This window comes from Mesorhizobium oxytropidicola (genome assembly GCF_056174625.1).
In genome coordinates, this window is the sequence record NZ_CM149692.1 from 5,238,051 (window position 1) to 5,253,510 (window position 15,460).

A 15,460-nucleotide genomic window follows, 5' to 3' on the forward strand; every position below is an offset into this window, starting at 1 on the left:
CCCTGCTTACCTCTAGGGAAAGCAGCACCATCTCAGGCGACCGAAAACCCGTGGGAGCGATCTCACGGGTTTTTGTTTGGCCATGGCAAGCCCGGCTTGCCAGCAATGGGGCAAGCCCGTATCAAATCCCCGGGCTTGGGGTTTGAACATGAGCAGTGGCGAGCGCGTAGCACCGGATGGCTGGATGGCCACGGGAACAGCCGACGGGCAGACCGTGACATCGGACTGGCTTGCCATCAAGCCGCCGGCAATCGACGGCGTCAGGATCAAGGAAATCAGACCGGTCGCGACGTCCAACGGCTATCTTACCGAAGTTTTCCGGGACGAATGGGATCTCGATCAATTGCCTGTCGGCCAGGTCTTCCAGCGCACGATGTATCCGGGTGCGGTGACCGGCTGGCATGCACACAAGGCGACGCAGGATCGGCTTTTCTGCTGTGCCGGCAGTGTGCGCATATCGCTCTATGACGGCCGAAAGGCTTCGCCAAGTTTCGGCACGGTCTGGCACAAGATCGTCGGAGCCTTGCGGCCGGCGATCGTCGTCATCCCGCCAGGCGTCTGGCATGGCGTGACGGCGCTCGGCCGGAGATCGCCCTGCTGCTCAATCTCGTCGACAAGGCCTATGCATACGACGCGCCGGACCATTGGCGCCTGCCGCCGGACACGGATCACATCCCTTATAAACTGGTGTAGCGTGGAGCGATCCGGCCAGTCCGATCCAACCGGGCAGAACGCGCCGCTCGTCTCGGTGGTGATCGCAACCCACAACCGCCCCGCCGCCTTGCGACAGGCATTGCTCAGCGTGCTGGGCCAGACCTTGCAGGACTTTGAAATTCTGGTCATTGGCGATGCCTGTCGCCCCGACACGGCGGCGCTCATCGCCGAATTCGCCGATCCGCGCATCGCCTATGTCGACCTCCCGGTCAATTTCGGTGAGCAATCCGGCCCCAACAATATCGGCTTCGCCAGGGCACGCGGCCGGTTCGTCGCCTTGCTCAACCATGACGACCTCTGGTTTCCAGACCACCTCGCGGCGATGACCGGCTGGATCGATGCGACCGGCGCCGATATCGTCATTGCGCGCGGCGCCATCATCGAACCTGCTCGGATGAAGGGCGATCCTCTCAAGACCTCAATCTACGGGATGGGCAAGAGCGGGTTTTACGATCCCGTCATCACAGCCGGATACGGATCGGCACAGATGGCCAGGCGGGCATCGCTAGACTGGCTCGGCCCCTGGCGCCCCGCCAGCGCGTGCGCCTGCGAAAGTTCACAGGACTGGCTCTTCCGGGCCTGGCGAAAGGGGGCCGTGATCGCGACCCTGCCACACCTGACGGTGCTCAGTATCTTCTCCGGCCAGCGCAGCGGCAGCTACGTCGAAGACACGGCGGTGGAGCAGGAAGAACTTGCCAGCTTCATGCGAATGCCAAACGACCTGCGGGTCAAAGTTCTTGCCGCGGCGACGGCCCCTCGCCCCTTGAAGAAATCCAGCTATCTGAAACGCAGGCTTTGGGCCGCGTGCGGCATCCATCCGAGATCCATCGAGTTTCGCCGCAAATACGGACGTGATTCCTATATGTCCGGCCTGCGCGAGATACGCGGCCTGCCGGCGATGCCTGCGCGAGAACCAGGGTTGGATGATTTGCTGGCCCGCTACCGCAAGCTTGCCGAGAGCGATGGGGACAAGCCGAGCGGTGGCTGAGGCACCGTGCCTGATCCGAGCCAAACAAAACCCGCGGGGATCGCTCCCCGCGGGTTTGATCTAACGGCCAGGCTCCGTTCAGCCGTGCGCGAGCACGGCCAGAAGCAGGAGCGCCACGATGTTGGTGATCTTGATCGCCGGATTGACCGCCGGGCCGGCCGTATCCTTGTAGGGATCGCCAACCGTATCGCCGGTCACCGAGGCCTTGTGCGCCTCGGAGCCCTTCAGGTGCTTGACGCCGTCCTTGTCGACGAAACCGTCCTCGAACGACTTTTTCGCGTTGTCCCAGGCGCCGCCGCCCGAGGTCATCGAGATGGCGACGAACAGGCCGTTGACGATGACGCCGAGCAGCGAGGCGCCGAGGGCTGCGAAGGCCGAGGCCTTTGAACCCGAGATCAAGAGCACGCCGAAATAGACGACGAGCGGCGCCAGCACCGGCAGCAGCGACGGGATGATCATCTCGCGGATCGCCGCCTTGGTCAGAAGATCGACGGCACGCGCATAGTTCGGCTTGGAGGTGCCGGCCATGATGCCCGGATCTTCACGAAACTGCTTGCGCACTTCCTCGACGATCGAGCCTGCCGCACGTCCGACGGCCGTCATGGCAATTCCGCCGAACAGGTAAGGGATGAGGCCGCCGAAGATCAGGCCGGCGACGACATAAGGGTTGGAGAGGTCGAAGGAGACCTCGCCCATGCCCTGGAAGTAGGGATATTTGTCGCCATTGGCGGCAAAGAGCTTCAGGTCGTTCGAATAGGCAGCGAACAGCACCAGCGCGCCGAGGCCGGCCGAGCCGATGGCATAGCCCTTGGTCACGGCTTTCGTAGTGTTGCCGACCGCGTCGAGCGCGTCGGTCGAGTGACGCACCTCCTTGGGCAGGCCCGCCATTTCGGCAATGCCGCCGGCATTGTCGGTGACCGGGCCGAAGGCGTCGAGCGCAACGATCATGCCGGCAAGGCCGAGCATCGTCGTCACCGCGATCGCCGTGCCGAAGAGACCTGCGAGCTGATAGGTCGAGATGATGCCGCCGACGATAACGATGGCCGGCAACGCCGTCGATTCAAGCGAGACCGCAAGGCCCTGGATGACGTTGGTGCCGTGGCCGGTCACCGATGCCTGAGCGATGGAGTTGACGGGGCGTTTGCCGGTGCCGGTGTAGTATTCGGTGATCACCACGATCAAACCGGTCACCACCAGGCCGATCAGGCCGCAGATGAACGTGTTCTTGCCGGTGATGATCATGCCGGCAACGGTGCCGATCTCGCCCCAGCCGACTGTAGCGGAGGTGGCGATGCCGAGGCCGACGATCGACAGCAGGCCGGTCACGATCAGGCCCTTGTAGAGCGCGCCCATGATCGAGCCGTTCGAGCCGAGCTTGACGAAGAAGGTGCCGACAATCGAGGTCAGGATGCAAGCGCCGCAGATGGCCAGCGGATACAGCATCGCAGTCTGCAGAGCGGCGGTACCGCCGAAGAAGATGGCGCCGAGCACCATGGTGGCGACGACCGTCACCGCATAGGTCTCGAAGAGGTCGGCGGCCATGCCGGCGCAATCGCCGACATTGTCGCCGACATTGTCGGCGATGGTGGCCGGGTTGCGCGGATCATCTTCCGGAATACCGGCTTCGACCTTGCCGACGAGATCGCCGCCGACGTCGGCGCCCTTGGTGAAGATACCGCCGCCGAGACGGGCGAAGATCGAGATCAGCGAGGCGCCGAAACCGAGCGAGACCAGCGAGTCGATGACGATGCGGTCATTCGGCTGGAGGCCCATCGGGCCGGTCAGGATCAGGTAGTAGATCGACACGCCGAGCAGCGCCAGGCCAGCGACCAGCATGCCGGTGATGGCGCCCGACTTGAAGGCGATGTCGAGACCGGCGGCCAGACTGTTGGAGGCTGCCTGTGCCGTGCGCACATTGGCGCGCACCGAAACATGCATGCCGATGAAGCCGGCGGCGCCCGACAGGACGGCGCCGATCAGGAAGCCGATCGCGGCGGTGATCGAAAGCAGCCACCAGGCGAGCAAAAGCACGACCACGCCGACGATGGCAATGGTGGTGTACTGGCGCGCCAGATAGGCTTGTGCGCCTTCGCGGATGGCGGCGGAGATTTCCTGCATGCGTGCATTGCCCTGATCGGACGCAAGGACCGACCGTGTCGCCCAGATGGCGTAAAGGACAGAAAGCAAGCCGCAGGCGATGACGGCGTAAAGTATGGTCATTGCCGAATTTTCCTCGATTGCTGGCCCAAAAGAACCCCTCCCTGGGCCGTTGAGACAAAGACCGGAATCCGCGCACGGAATCCACCTCTTCGCATCGGTGTATGCGAAACAGGGCTCGGAACGTCAAGATATTGTTCAGTTTTTGCCCGGCTTTCGCCCAAAAGACAAAAGCCGCGACGACCCTGCCGGCATGGTCCTTCATTTAGATCGATTGAAATGACGCCAGGGGATCATGCCGACAGACCATCAACGTCCCAAAGACTACTCCGCCTCGCGTCCCATCCGCCGCGCCGCATAGCGCTCGACCGCCGACAGCCCGTCATAGATCAGCACGGCAAGGGCCGCGACGATCAGGCCGCCCTGCAGGATGAAAGCAAGATTGTTGGACAACAGGCCGGCGATGATCACCTCGCCCAGCGTCTTGGCAGCCACGGTCGAGCCGATGGTGGCGGTGGCAAGACCGATGACAACCGACAACCGGATGCCGCCCAGGATGATCGGTGCGCTGAGCGGCAGTTCGACCTTGATAAGCCGTTGCCAGCCGGTCATGCCGGCGCCGCGCGCGGCCTCGACGACATTGGCCGGCAGTGTCGTCAGCCCGGTCAGCGCATTCTCGAAGATCGGCAGCAGGCCATAGAGAAACAGCGCGATCAGCGTCGGCCATTCGCCGAAGCCGACAGCAGGCACGGCGAGCGCCAGAACCGCCACCGGCGGAAAGGTTTGGCCGATGTTGACCAGGCTGCGCGATAGGGGCAGGAATTCGGCCCCGGCTGGCCTTGTGACCAGGATGGCGAGCGCAACAGCCACAATGGTCGCGGCCAAGGTGGCGAGCAGGACGGTGCGCAGATGCAGCAGCGTCAAGGTCAGCAGGCTGCCCTGATTGTAGATCACCGGCGCATTGTTCTCGGTCAGCGGCTTCAGCAGCGGTTCGAACCAGACGGGATTGGTGAGGAAGGCGACGAGCAGCACCACAAGGGCAAGCCGCAGCAGCGCCGGCAGCCAGGCTTTCATGCCGGCCTCGCCGCGCGCTTGATCAGCCCGTCCACCGTGATGCGGCCGAGCGGTTTGCCGTCGGCGCCTTGCACCGGCAGCGCCGGCCGGCCCGACCACAGGAGTTCAGCCAGCGCATCGCGCTGGCTGGCATCGCCGGGAATGGCTACGCCATCGGCGCTGCCATTCTCCACGGCGTCACGCACCCGCCCGAGCGACAACAGCCTGAACGGCCTTTCGCTGGCGCCGACCAAGGTCTCGACGAAATTGCTCGCGGGGTTTGCGAGGATCTCGGCGGGTCTGGCGTATTGCACGAGCTTGCCGGCATCCATGACGGCGATCTTGTCGCCCATGTGCACGGCTTCCTCCATATCATGGGTGACAAGGATGATGGTGGTGCCGAAGCGCTTCTGGATCGCCAGCAGATCTTCCTGGGCCTTGGTGCGGATGATCGGATCGAGCGCGCCGAACGGCTCGTCCATCAACAGCACGTTGGGTTCGGCGGCGAGCGCGCGGGCCACGCCGACGCGCTGCTGCTGGCCGCCGGACAGTTCGTGCGGGTAGCGCGGCCCGTAGGCCTGCGGATCGAGCTGATAGAGCGTCATCAGCTCATCGACGCGGGCCTTGATGCGGTCCTTGTCCCAGCCGAGCAGCACCGGCACGGTGGCAATATTCTGCGCCACGGTGCGATGCGGAAACAGGCCGTGCCCCTGGATGGCATAGCCGATGCTGCGGCGCAGTTCGTAACCGGGCACGGAGCTGTTGTCGACACCGTCGAGCTTGATGATGCCTGATGTCGGCTCGACCAGCCGATTGATCATGCGCAGCAGCGTCGTCTTGCCGGAGCCGGAGGTGCCGACAATGACGCAAACCGTGCGTGGCTCGATGACCATCGAAACATTGTCGACGACCGTTGTCGCGTCATAGCGCTTGGTAATGCCTTCGATCTCGATCATGCCGTTTCAACCCTGCGCTTGGTGGCGGTCATTTCGATCACGGCGTCGAGGATGATGGCTGCGGCGAAGGCGAGTGCGACCGTCGGCACCGCACCGAGCAGCACCAGGTCCATCGCCGTCTGGCCAACACCCTGGAAGACGAAAACGCCGAAGCCACCGCCGCCAATAAGCGCTGCGATGGTGGCAAGGCCGATGTTCTGCACCAGCACGATGCGGATGCCAGTGAGGATCACCGGGAAGGCCAGCGGGAACTCGACGCCGAACAGGCGCTGGCGGTCGGTCATGCCCATGCCGCGCGCCGCGTCGTTGGCGGCACGCGGCACGCCGGCGAGCCCGACCACTGTGTTGGCCACCACCGGCAGCAGCGAATAGAGAAACAGGGCGACGAAGGCAGGTGCCGTACCGATGCCGCGAATGCCGAGCGCTGCAGCCCCCGGCACATGGGTGGCGACCCAGCCGAGCGGCGCGATCAGCAGGCCAAACAGCGCGATCGAAGGAATGGTCTGGATGATGTTGAGCACGTTGAGCACGCCGGCCCGCAGCCTTTCGACGCGGTGGCAGAGGATGCCAAGCGGCAAGCCGACGATGACCGCAGCGGCCAGAGAACCGAGCGCCAGCGTCACGTGCTTGGAGCCTTCGGCCCAGAAACTGTCGGCGCGATTGAAATATTCTTTCAAGATCGACAAATTGTCCCAGCTTCCCGACATCAACAGCAGGCCGATCGCCAAAGCCGCGACGACAAGCACGCCAATTCGCGCCAAGGGCGACAGGTTCAGCCTTGTCAGCACATCGGCCAGCAAAAGCGTGAAGGCAAAGATCAGAACCCAGAAACCGGAGGCCGGCGATACCCTGGCAAAGGTGTTGCCGGCCGGTGTGAGGAATGTGCCGGCCACGCCGATCAACAGCGCGAGCGCGACAAGCGTCACCACGCTGGCGGCAAGGCGCAACACAAGCGGTGTCCTGAACAGTGCTATGAGCGCCGCGGCGACGATAATGCCGAACAGCACCGCCCCCGTCGTTGCCGGCAACGCCTCGAGAATCGAGCGCGCCTGCCCCGGAACGATACGGTTGGCGCGGAACGTGGCGAAGGGCGCAAGCAACGCCGCATAGGCCGCGACCGCGGCGATGACCACGCCGAGCTTGTCGAACCGAATGTTCACGCCCTCCCCCGTCGGTCGTCCCGGCGCGCCACGCAAGCGGCGCGCCGGAATCGTCCTACTTCAGGAAGCCGTTCTTCTTCAGGAAGTCCTCGGCAACCCCCTTGACCGGCTCGCCGCCGACCTGCACGCGGCCGTTCAGTTCCTGCAGCGTGACGAGATCGAGCTTGGCGAAGACCGGCTTCAGCAGCGTCTCGATCTCCGGATGCTCCTTGAGCACGGATTCGCGGATGATCGGCGCGGGCTGGTAGACCGGCTGCACGCCCTTGTCGTCCGCAAGCACGACAAGGCCGGACGGCGCGATGCCGCCGTCGGTGCCGTAGACCATGGCGGCGTTGGCGCCGCTAGTCTGGTTTGCGGCCGCGGCGATGGTCGCCGCCGTGTCGCCGCCCGAAAGCGTGATCAGCTGGTCCGGCTTCAGCGTGAAACCGTAGGTGGTCTGGAAGGCCGGAAGGGCTGCAGCCGAATTGACGAACTCAGCGGAAGCCGCCAGCACCACCTTGCCGCCGCCGGTGACATATTTACCGAAGTCCGACAGCGTGACGAGCTTGTTCCCATCCGTCACTTCCTTGCGCAGCGCGATCGCCCAGGTGTTGTTGGCCGGCGCTGGCGACAGCCAGACGATCTTGTTGGCGTCATAGTCGAGCTTCTTGGCCGTCTCATAGGCCTTTGCGGCATCCTTCCACACGGGATCATCGGCCTTCTCGAAGAAGAAGGCGGCGTTGCCGGTGTATTCGGGATAGATGTCGATCTCGCCGGCGGTGATCGCCTTGCGCACCACTGGCGTGCCGCCGAGCTGGATGCGGTCTGTGGTCTTGATGTTGTTGGCGTTGAGAATGAGCTGAATGATGTTGCCGAGCACGCCGCCCTCGGTATCGATCTTCGAGGAGACGACCACCTGAGCACTGGCGGATACCACCGTGACGGCCAGCGCCAATGCCGCGCCGGCGAAAACCTTGACTGAAAACATTGTGAAACCTCTTGCTGTGAACCGGAATGCGGTGGCCGCATATGAGCATGGCTTCAACGGCCAGTCGGGGCACACGGTTTCATAACAATAGGTACAGGCGCAATAATTTTGTTCCGGCGCGGCAAATTCAACCGAAGCAATCCTGACAACATCATGTCAGGTCGACAGCAGTTTAGGGATCAGGCGCTCGCCTTGCGCAGGCTCGTCAGCTTGAGCGCGCCGAGCGCGACGAAGCACAGGACGGTGACCGGCAAGATCATCCAGTTCAGCATCCCCCAGCCCCAGGCGTTGTAGACCATGCCCGACAGCAGCGACGCGCAGGCGACCGAGCCGAACAGGACGAAGTCGTGAAAACCCTGCACCTTGCCCTTTTCCGACGGCCGGTAGCTGGCCGCCACCATTGCGGTGGCGCCGATGAAGCCGAAATTCCAGCCAAGGCCGAGCAGGATCAGCGACGTCCAGAATTGCCACAGCGCCAGGCCCGACAAGGCGACAATGGCGCAGCCGATCAGCAGCAGCAGACCGATGGCGACGATACGCTCGGCGCCGAAGCGATGGATCAGCGAGCCGGTGAAGAAGCTCGGCGCGAACATCGCCATGACGTGCCAGGAGATGCCGAGCGTCGCATCGTCCTCCGACAGGCCGCAGCCGACCATGGCCAGCGGCGCGCCGGTCATGACGAAGCTCATCAGCGCATAGGCGCCGACGGCGCAGAACAGCGCGGCGACGAAGCGCGGCCTGGTGACGATTTCAGACAGGGGTCTGGCATCACCGTCGGCAATGTCAACCTTGCTCGCCGCCTTCGCCGGCAGGCGCAGAAACGACAGGATAATGGCGCCAACCGCGGCCAGCGGCAGGATGGAGGCGAACGACCCGGCAAACATCACCGGCGCGAACAATTCGCGGGTGAAGATGACGATCTGCGGCCCAAGGATGGCGGTGATGATACCGCCGGCCAGCACGAAGGAGATGGCGCGCGCCTTGAACTGCGGCGGCGCGTTGTCGGCAGCGGCGAAGCGGAACTGCTGGACGAAGGCACCACCGATGCCGATCACCAGCAGCGCGAAGGCGAACAGCCAGAAACTGCCATGGAAAAGCGCCAGTGTGGCGACCAAGCCGCCAAGCGCGGTGACGACGGTTCCGGTCATGAAGCCGCCGCGCTGGCCCAGCCAGCGGATGATGGCCGCTGCCGGCAGCGCGCCAAGCGCCACGCCGATGTTGAAGCCGGTGATTGGTGCTGTCGCCAGCGATTTGTCGGCACCGAGCAGGTATTGGCCGGCCAGCGCGCCCATGGAGATGGCGATGGGTGCCGCCGAGCCGATAATCGCCTGCGAGGCGGCGAGGATCAGCGCGGTGCGCCGCGCATCCCTGCCCGCCTCGACAGCGATGGCCGTCACGATGCGTCCTTGCCGCGCCCCTCGCCGCGCACCCGGCGTGACACGCGGTCGAGCACGGCATTGACCAGCTTCGGCTCGTCTTCCTCATAGAAGGCCTTGGCGATGTCGACATATTCGGAGACGATGACGGCCACGGGCACATCCTCGCGCTTCATCAATTCATAGACGCCGGCGCGCATAATGGCGCGCAGCGTCGAATCGAGCCGGGACAGCGGCCAGTCATCGGTCAGCGCCTGGCGGATGACCGGATCGATGGTCTTCTGGTTCTCGACGACGCCGGTCAGGATGGCGCGGAACCATTGGGCATCCGCCTCGCGATAGAGCGCGCCGTCGACTTCCTTGCCAAGGCGAAACGCCTCATATTCGGCGGTGATCTCGAAGACACCGCTGCCGGCGACATCCATCTGATAGAGCGCCTGCACGGCGGCCAGACGGGCGGCGCCGCGCTTGTTGGCATGGCGCACCGCGGGCTGTCCGGGCGAAGCGGGTTCGCTCACGATCGCGCTCCCAATTGTTCCTTGAGCGCGATCATGGTCAGCGCCGCACGCGCAGCAAAGCCTCCCTTGTCGCCCTCAGAGCGCTTGGCCCGCGTCCATGCCTGGGCGTCGTTCTCGGTGGTCAGGATGCCGTTGCCGATGCAGACCGAGTCCTGCACGGACAGGTCCATCAGCGCGCGGCTGGATTCATTGGCGACGATGTCGAAATGGTAGGTGTCGCCGCGGACGATGGTGCCGAGCGCGACGAAGCCGTCATAATTTGTGCCGCCTTCGGCGGCGCCGTCCAGCGCGAAGGTGATCACTGCGGGAATTTCGAGCGAACCTGGAACGGTGACGACGTCGTAGGTCGCGCCCGCTTCGTCGAGCGCGCTTGTCGCGCCGTCGAGCAGCGCGTCGGCAAGATCGTCGTGAAAGCGCGCTTCGACAATCAGCAGATGCGCCTTCGCCTTCGGACGAATGAAGGCTTTGCCGTGTTGGGATGTGCCTGCCATAAAAATCTCCGGGGGTTGCCGGTGACTTAGGCCGAAGCCGGATTGATCGCAAGCGGAAGATGTTACGATGCGACGTTGGGTGACCTATTCGGCTTGGGTCGTTACACGCTTTGTGCGATCGGCCAGGCTTTTTGCCCAAGCGTCAACTTCGTTGTGATCAATCACCCGGCCAGCATCGACATCCGCCAATGCCTCGAGAGTCATCTTTCGACGGTCGGCTACCTCGTCCGTGCTCGGCTGAACCATCAAAGCCCCTCTTTCGCCGCCTCCGCCAGCCGCGCGGCGTAGCGGGCCATGGTGTCGATCTCGAGATTGACGCGGTCGCCGGCCTTGCGCTCGCCCCAGGTGGTGACGGTCAGCGAATGGTGGATCAACAGCACGTCGAAGCGGGTGCCCTCCACCTTGTTGACGGTGAGCGAGGTGCCGTCGAGCGCGACGGAGCCCTTTGGCGCGATGAATTTCGCCAGATGGCGCGGCGCTTCCAGCGTGAAGCGCACCGCGTCGCCCTCGTCCTTGCGCTCGACGATCTCGGCGGTGCCGTCGACATGGCCCGACACGATGTGGCCGCCGAGTTCGTCGCCGATCTTCAGCGCCCGCTCGAGATTGACCTTGCTGCCAGATTTCCAACCCGAGGCCGTGGTCAGCCGCAAGGCCTCTTCCCAGGCCTCGACCTCGAACCAGCGGGCATTCGAGCCGCTGTCGGGCAAAGCCGTGACCGTCAGGCAGACGCCGCCGCAGGAGATCGACGCGCCAATGGCGATGGTTTCGGGGTCATAGGCGGTATCGATGCGCAGGCCGACGCCTTCGCTCAGCGGCTTGACGGCCGCGACGGTGCCGATATCAGTGACAATTCCGGTGAACATCGATGCTGATCCCTAGAGCATGATGCCGAAAAGTGTGAAGCGGTTTTCGGACGACATCATGCTCTATCTCTTTGATTTAGAGCCGGATTCAGATTTCAGGTCGACTCGACCTGAAATCATCCGGCTCTAGAGGTCTCTTACCCACTCGGCGTAGCTGTCTTCGCCGAAGCGCATCTCGCGCAGTTTGCGGAAGCCTGCCGGGATATGGTCAGCATCAACCGGCGATGCAATGCCATCCTCGCCAATCGCCTCCGGCCCCTGGAACAAGACAATGCGGTCGACCAGCTCCTCGTCCAGGAATGCCTTGGCGACCTGGGCGCCGCCCTCGACCAGCACGCTTGCCATGCCGAGCGCCGCCAGGTCCTCGAGAAGTTCCGGCAAGGCGACGACGCCGTCATGGGTTTCGGTACCGATGAAGCGCACGCCGGCGCGTTCGAGTGCGGCGCGACGGTGTGCATCGGCTTCAAGACAGGCAGCGACATAGAGTGGCACGCGGTCGACACCGGAAACCAGCTTCGAGGCTTCCGGCAGTCGGATCTGACGATCGAGGATGATGCGCGCCGGCGAGCGGTTTTCCAGCCCTGGCAGGCGCACGGTCAGCGCTGGGTCGTCTTCCAGCGCCGTGCCGATGCCGATCAGGATGGCATCCGACTCCGCGCGCATCAGATAGACGTCGCGGCGCGCGATCTCGCCGGTGATCGCAACCTGGCCGGCGCCTTTCCTGCCGATCTTGCCGTCGCTCGAAAGCGCAAGCTTCAGCGTCACTTCCGGGCGTTTTCGCAGAGATCGAATCAAATAGCCCGCCATCTGCTCGGCGGCTTCCGCGGCCAGCACCTTCTCCACCACCTCGATGCTGGCAGCGCGCAGGATGGCATAGCCCTTGCCGGAGACGCGCGGATCCGGATCGCTGGCAGCACCCACGACACGCGCAATGCCGGCATTGACCAGCGCGTTGGCGCAAGGCGGCGTGCGGCCGTGATGGGCGCAGGGCTCGAGCGTGACATAGGCCGTGGCACCCCGCGCCAGTTCGCCGGCCTCGGCCAGCGCCTCGGTCTCGGCATGCGGCCGGCCGCCGACGGCGGTGACGCCGGTGCCGACGATCATCGGCCCAGCGCCATCATCACGCACGATGATCGTGCCGACGGAAGGATTGGTCGAGGTCCGGCCGGCGTTCCTGCGCGACAGCCGCAGGGCCGCGGCCATGAAACGACGATCAAGGGCCGCTTGCTCGGCCCCGCTCAGTTGCGATGCTGCCATGCTCAGCCGGCTTCCTCTTCGCTCTTGTCTTCGTCGCCCTTCAACTCGCCCAGCAGCTCATGGAAATCCTTGGCCTCGCGGAAATTGCGGTAGACCGAGGCAAAGCGCACATAGGCGACATCATCGAGCGACTTCAACGCCTCCATGACCAGCCGGCCGACCTCGCCGGAAGCCACTTCCGTCTCGCCGGAGCTTTCGAGCTGCCGCACGATGCCGGTCACCGCGCGGTCGATGCGTTCGGGATCGACATTGCGCTTGCGGACCGCGATCTCGACCGAGCGCAACAGCTTGTCGCGGTCGAACGGCACTTTCCGGCCCGACTTCTTGACCACGACCAGATCGCGCAACTGAACGCGCTCGAAGGTGGTGAAACGGCCACCGCAATCAGGGCAGACACGCCGCCTGCGGATCGCCGCGCCATCCTCGGCGGGGCGCGAATCCTTCACCTGCGTATCTTCGGACTGGCAATAGGGACAGCGCATGAAAAGCCTTGGGTTCGCGAATCTGGTGAGGCGAAAGGCTTAGAGCCTTTCCGGTCGGGATTGAAGCCGTTCCGTTTCTTCAGAGATAGCGAGGCGCGAGGAAGATTGCCAGCGCGACAACCAGCCAGACGGCGATGCCACCGACGACAGCCAGGCGATAGTCGACCTTGTCGATGAACAGCCAGCAGGCGCCAAGGAAGGCAAGATAGGCGGGAATTGTCTTCATCCCGGCAAGGCAGGCATCGCGGAACCCGCCCGGATCACCCTTGGCGCCGACGGCGAGCAACGCAATCACGGCAAAGGTTGGCGCCAGCGGCAGGATCCCGGGCAGGACATTGCCTCGCTTGGACAGCCAGACGATCAGCGCCGTCACCAGCCCACCGACCACGCCCTTCCAGACAATGTCCATCCGCGCCCCTATCCGACCAGTTCGTCGGCATCACGGCGCGACGTCCTTGGTCGGAAAGCCGCAGGACGTTCCGAGGTTGCGGTAGGCCTTGGTGAAGCCGTCCATCGGGATGCTGGCGACAGCCTGCTTGCCGAAAGTCACATCGAGCGAGATGACCTGGCGCATGGCACGCAGCAGCGCGAGACTGGTCTTGGCCTGATTGTCGACCGTCCAGCTCGGACGGCCGATGATGGCATTGTTGGAATAGACCGTCGCTGAAACCTTGACGCCGGGATCGCCGAACGTCGCCGCGATCTTCTCGCCGGTCGGCAGTTCCTTGTTGTCGACAGTGAGCATGATGGCCGGATAGGCATCAGGCGGCAGCGCATCGCCTGTCGAGATCGACAAGGTCAGTGTGCCCGAATTGCCGTTCGCATCGAAGAACGCCGTCGAAGCCGCACAGGTCTTGCTTGTATCCTGGCCGCTGTCGAGCACATCGACGATGGTTGTCCATTTGCCGAAGGTGCTGGTGGCGGGCGTCTCCGGAGCGGGCTGCGTCTGCGCCAAGGCGGACCCGCAAACGGCCAGCCAACCGACAACGCCGAGTGAGGCGAGACAAAAATTGCGCATCATCAAGTCTCCAGTTCCATGCGTCACCCGATTAGGGGTGTCGCAGTGCCGGCGAATAAGAGATGACGCTTCGCGCCCGGTCAATCGAGGATGGTCAACCGAGATACGGGTAGAGCGGAAAACGATCGGTCAGCGCCACGACCTTGGCCTTGACCGCCGCTTCGACCGCGGCATTGCCCTCGTCCGAATTGGCGACCTTGAGACCATCCAGCACTTCGGCGATCAGCTTGCCGATCTCGCGGAATTCGGCCTGGCCGAAGCCGCGCGTGGTGCCGGCCGGGGTGCCGAGGCGCACACCCGAGGTGACGAAAGGCTTTTCCGGGTCGAAGGGAATGCCGTTCTTGTTGCAGGTGATGTTGGCGCGACCAAGGGCTGCCTCGGCGCGCTTGCCGGTGGCGTTCTTGGGGCGCAAATCGACCAGCATCAGATGGTTGTCGGTGCCGCCGGAGACGATGTCGAGGCCCGTCTCCTTGAGGCTCGAAGCCAGCGCCTTGGCGTTGGCGGCGACACTTTCGGCATAGAGTTTGAAGCTCGGCTTCAGCGCTTCACCGAAGGCCACCGCCTTGGCGGCGATGACATGCATCAGCGGGCCGCCCTGCAGGCCGGGGAACACCGCCGAGTTCATCTTCTTGGCGATGTCTTCGTCGTTGCACAGGATCATGCCGCCGCGCGGGCCGCGCAGCGACTTGTGCGTGGTGGTCGTCACCACATGGGCGTGCGGCAATGGCGAGGGATGCACGCCGCCGGCGACGAGGCCCGCAATGTGCGCCATGTCGACCATCAGATAGGCGCCGACCGCATCGGCGATCTCGCGAAAACGCTTCCAGTCCCAGATTCGCGAATAGGCGGTGCCGCCGGCCAGGATCAGCTTCGGCTTGGTCTCATGCGCGGTCTTCTCGATCGCGTCCATGTCGAGCAGATGGTCTTCCTTGCGCACGCCATAGGAGACGACCTTGAACCACTTGCCGCTCATGTTGACCGGCGAGCCGTGGGTAAGATGGCCACCGGAATTGAGGTCGAGGCCCATGAAGGTGTCGCCGGGCTGCAGCAGCGCCAGGAACACCGCCTGGTTCATCTGGCTGCCGGAATTCGGCTGGACGTTGGCGAAATTGCAACCGAACAGCTTCTTCGCCCGTTCGATGGCCAGTTCCTCGGCCACGTCGACGAACTGGCAGCCGCCATAGTAGCGCTTGCCCGGATAGCCCTCGGCGTATTTGTTGGTCATGATCGACCCCTGCGCCTCGAGCACCGCGCGGGAGACGATGTTTTCCGAAGCGATCAGCTCGATCTCGTGGCGCTGGCGACCGAGTTCATTGCGGATGGCGCCGAAAATCTCCGGATCGGCGTCTTCCAGCGTGGTTTCGAAGAAGGACTCGAATTTGTTCGACGCTGCCGCTGCTGTTGCCATGGCTGAAAATCCTCCGGTTCGGGGCAATTTGTTTATGCTTATCGTTGCCCCA

The 15,460-nt window shown here is 63.9% G+C and carries 16 protein-coding genes; 2 read left to right on the forward strand and 14 right to left on the reverse strand.

Features of this window, described 5'->3' with window-relative positions; translation table 11 throughout:
- Positions 1–184: 184 nt before the first annotated feature.
- Complete coding sequence (locus AC0V8S_RS26395; RefSeq protein ID WP_475434334.1) at positions 185–1,702, forward strand: glycosyltransferase; 1,518 nt, start codon at positions 185–187, stop codon at positions 1,700–1,702.
- Positions 1,703–1,780: 78 nt separating this feature from the next.
- On the opposite strand, the gene AC0V8S_RS26400 is transcribed toward AC0V8S_RS26395, so the two are convergent.
- Complete coding sequence (locus AC0V8S_RS26400; RefSeq protein WP_475434335.1) at positions 1,781–3,922, reverse strand: sodium-translocating pyrophosphatase; 2,142 nt, start codon at positions 3,920–3,922, stop codon at positions 1,781–1,783.
- On the opposite strand from AC0V8S_RS26400, the gene AC0V8S_RS26405 reads away from it, so the two are divergent.
- Positions 3,915–4,142 carry a hypothetical protein gene (locus tag AC0V8S_RS26405; protein WP_183458404.1) on the forward strand — a complete coding sequence of 76 codons (228 nt, stop codon included), beginning with the start codon at positions 3,915–3,917 and terminating at the stop codon, positions 4,140–4,142. The genes AC0V8S_RS26400 and AC0V8S_RS26405 overlap by 8 nt on opposite strands.
- A gap of 41 nt (positions 4,143–4,183) precedes the next feature.
- On the opposite strand, the gene AC0V8S_RS26410 is transcribed toward AC0V8S_RS26405, so the two are convergent.
- The 13 genes from AC0V8S_RS26410 to glyA all read right to left on the reverse strand — a co-directional run bounded on the left by AC0V8S_RS26410 (position 4,184) and on the right by glyA (position 15,408).
- Positions 4,184–4,933: an ABC transporter permease gene (locus AC0V8S_RS26410; RefSeq protein WP_183458402.1), complete on the reverse strand. Its 750-nt coding sequence runs from the start codon at positions 4,931–4,933 to the stop codon at positions 4,184–4,186.
- Complete coding sequence (locus AC0V8S_RS26415) at positions 4,930–5,868, reverse strand: ABC transporter ATP-binding protein (protein WP_183458400.1); 939 nt, start codon at positions 5,866–5,868, stop codon at positions 4,930–4,932. Before AC0V8S_RS26415 ends, AC0V8S_RS26410 begins: the two co-directional genes overlap by 4 nt.
- Positions 5,865–7,028 (reverse strand): ABC transporter permease, encoded by a 1,164-nt coding sequence (locus AC0V8S_RS26420; protein WP_475434338.1) that lies wholly within the window; start codon positions 7,026–7,028, stop codon positions 5,865–5,867. Before AC0V8S_RS26420 ends, AC0V8S_RS26415 begins: the two co-directional genes overlap by 4 nt.
- A 55-nt stretch (positions 7,029–7,083) precedes the next feature.
- Positions 7,084–7,995, reverse strand: a complete 912-nt coding sequence (gene osmF, locus AC0V8S_RS26425) for a glycine betaine ABC transporter substrate-binding protein OsmF (protein WP_475434339.1) — start codon at positions 7,993–7,995, stop codon at positions 7,084–7,086.
- A 179-nt stretch (positions 7,996–8,174) separates the two neighbouring features.
- Positions 8,175–9,392, reverse strand: a complete 1,218-nt coding sequence (locus AC0V8S_RS26430; RefSeq protein WP_475434341.1) for an MFS transporter — start codon at positions 9,390–9,392, stop codon at positions 8,175–8,177.
- Entirely contained in the window at positions 9,389–9,889 is a 501-nt protein-coding gene (gene nusB / locus AC0V8S_RS26435) for a transcription antitermination factor NusB (RefSeq protein WP_019857616.1), read from the reverse strand. The genes AC0V8S_RS26430 and nusB overlap by 4 nt, the downstream gene beginning before the upstream one ends.
- Complete coding sequence (gene ribH, locus AC0V8S_RS26440; protein WP_096456999.1) at positions 9,886–10,380, reverse strand: 6,7-dimethyl-8-ribityllumazine synthase; 495 nt, start codon at positions 10,378–10,380, stop codon at positions 9,886–9,888. Before ribH ends, nusB begins: the two co-directional genes overlap by 4 nt.
- A gap of 245 nt (positions 10,381–10,625) precedes the next feature.
- Positions 10,626–11,243, reverse strand: a complete 618-nt coding sequence (locus AC0V8S_RS26445) for a riboflavin synthase (protein WP_183458392.1) — start codon at positions 11,241–11,243, stop codon at positions 10,626–10,628.
- Positions 11,244–11,369: 126 nt separating this feature from the next.
- On the reverse strand, positions 11,370–12,500 hold the full coding sequence (gene ribD / locus AC0V8S_RS26450; RefSeq protein WP_475434344.1) for a bifunctional diaminohydroxyphosphoribosylaminopyrimidine deaminase/5-amino-6-(5-phosphoribosylamino)uracil reductase RibD: 1,131 nt from the start codon (positions 12,498–12,500) through the stop codon (positions 11,370–11,372).
- 2 nt (positions 12,501–12,502) lie between these two features.
- Positions 12,503–12,982 (reverse strand): transcriptional regulator NrdR, encoded by a 480-nt coding sequence (nrdR, locus tag AC0V8S_RS26455; protein ID WP_013895995.1) that lies wholly within the window; start codon positions 12,980–12,982, stop codon positions 12,503–12,505.
- Between the two features lie 79 nt (positions 12,983–13,061).
- Complete coding sequence (locus AC0V8S_RS26460; protein ID WP_183458390.1) at positions 13,062–13,391, reverse strand: GlpM family protein; 330 nt, start codon at positions 13,389–13,391, stop codon at positions 13,062–13,064.
- Positions 13,392–13,421: 30 nt separating this feature from the next.
- Positions 13,422–14,000 carry an invasion associated locus B family protein gene (locus tag AC0V8S_RS26465; protein ID WP_475438701.1) on the reverse strand — a complete coding sequence of 193 codons (579 nt, stop codon included), beginning with the start codon at positions 13,998–14,000 and terminating at the stop codon, positions 13,422–13,424.
- A 94-nt stretch (positions 14,001–14,094) separates the two neighbouring features.
- Positions 14,095–15,408 (reverse strand): serine hydroxymethyltransferase, encoded by a 1,314-nt coding sequence (glyA, locus tag AC0V8S_RS26470; protein WP_095201590.1) that lies wholly within the window; start codon positions 15,406–15,408, stop codon positions 14,095–14,097.
- Positions 15,409–15,460: the final 52 nt, after the last annotated feature.

What these genes read in the sequence shown, in the direction of transcription:
- ribD (WP_475434344.1), bottom strand. Translation starts at nt 12,500, where the DNA reads ATGGCAGCATCGCAACTGAGCGGGGCCGAGCAAGCGGCCCTTGATCGT.
- AC0V8S_RS26395 (WP_475434334.1), top strand. Translation starts at nt 185, where the DNA reads ATGGCCACGGGAACAGCCGACGGGCAGACCGTGACATCGGACTGGCTT.
- AC0V8S_RS26410 (WP_183458402.1), bottom strand. Translation starts at nt 4,933, where the DNA reads ATGAAAGCCTGGCTGCCGGCGCTGCTGCGGCTTGCCCTTGTGGTGCTG.
- AC0V8S_RS26465 (WP_475438701.1), bottom strand. Translation starts at nt 14,000, where the DNA reads ATGCGCAATTTTTGTCTCGCCTCACTCGGCGTTGTCGGTTGGCTGGCC.
- nrdR (WP_013895995.1), bottom strand. Translation starts at nt 12,982, where the DNA reads ATGCGCTGTCCCTATTGCCAGTCCGAAGATACGCAGGTGAAGGATTCG.
- AC0V8S_RS26460 (WP_183458390.1), bottom strand. Translation starts at nt 13,391, where the DNA reads ATGGACATTGTCTGGAAGGGCGTGGTCGGTGGGCTGGTGACGGCGCTG.
- AC0V8S_RS26405 (WP_183458404.1), top strand. Translation starts at nt 3,915, where the DNA reads ATGGTCATTGCCGAATTTTCCTCGATTGCTGGCCCAAAAGAACCCCTC.
- ribH (WP_096456999.1), bottom strand. Translation starts at nt 10,380, where the DNA reads ATGGCAGGCACATCCCAACACGGCAAAGCCTTCATTCGTCCGAAGGCG.
- glyA (WP_095201590.1), bottom strand. Translation starts at nt 15,408, where the DNA reads ATGGCAACAGCAGCGGCAGCGTCGAACAAATTCGAGTCCTTCTTCGAA.
- osmF (WP_475434339.1), bottom strand. Translation starts at nt 7,995, where the DNA reads ATGTTTTCAGTCAAGGTTTTCGCCGGCGCGGCATTGGCGCTGGCCGTC.
- AC0V8S_RS26415 (WP_183458400.1), bottom strand. Translation starts at nt 5,868, where the DNA reads ATGATCGAGATCGAAGGCATTACCAAGCGCTATGACGCGACAACGGTC.
- AC0V8S_RS26400 (WP_475434335.1), bottom strand. Translation starts at nt 3,922, where the DNA reads ATGACCATACTTTACGCCGTCATCGCCTGCGGCTTGCTTTCTGTCCTT.
- AC0V8S_RS26445 (WP_183458392.1), bottom strand. Translation starts at nt 11,243, where the DNA reads ATGTTCACCGGAATTGTCACTGATATCGGCACCGTCGCGGCCGTCAAG.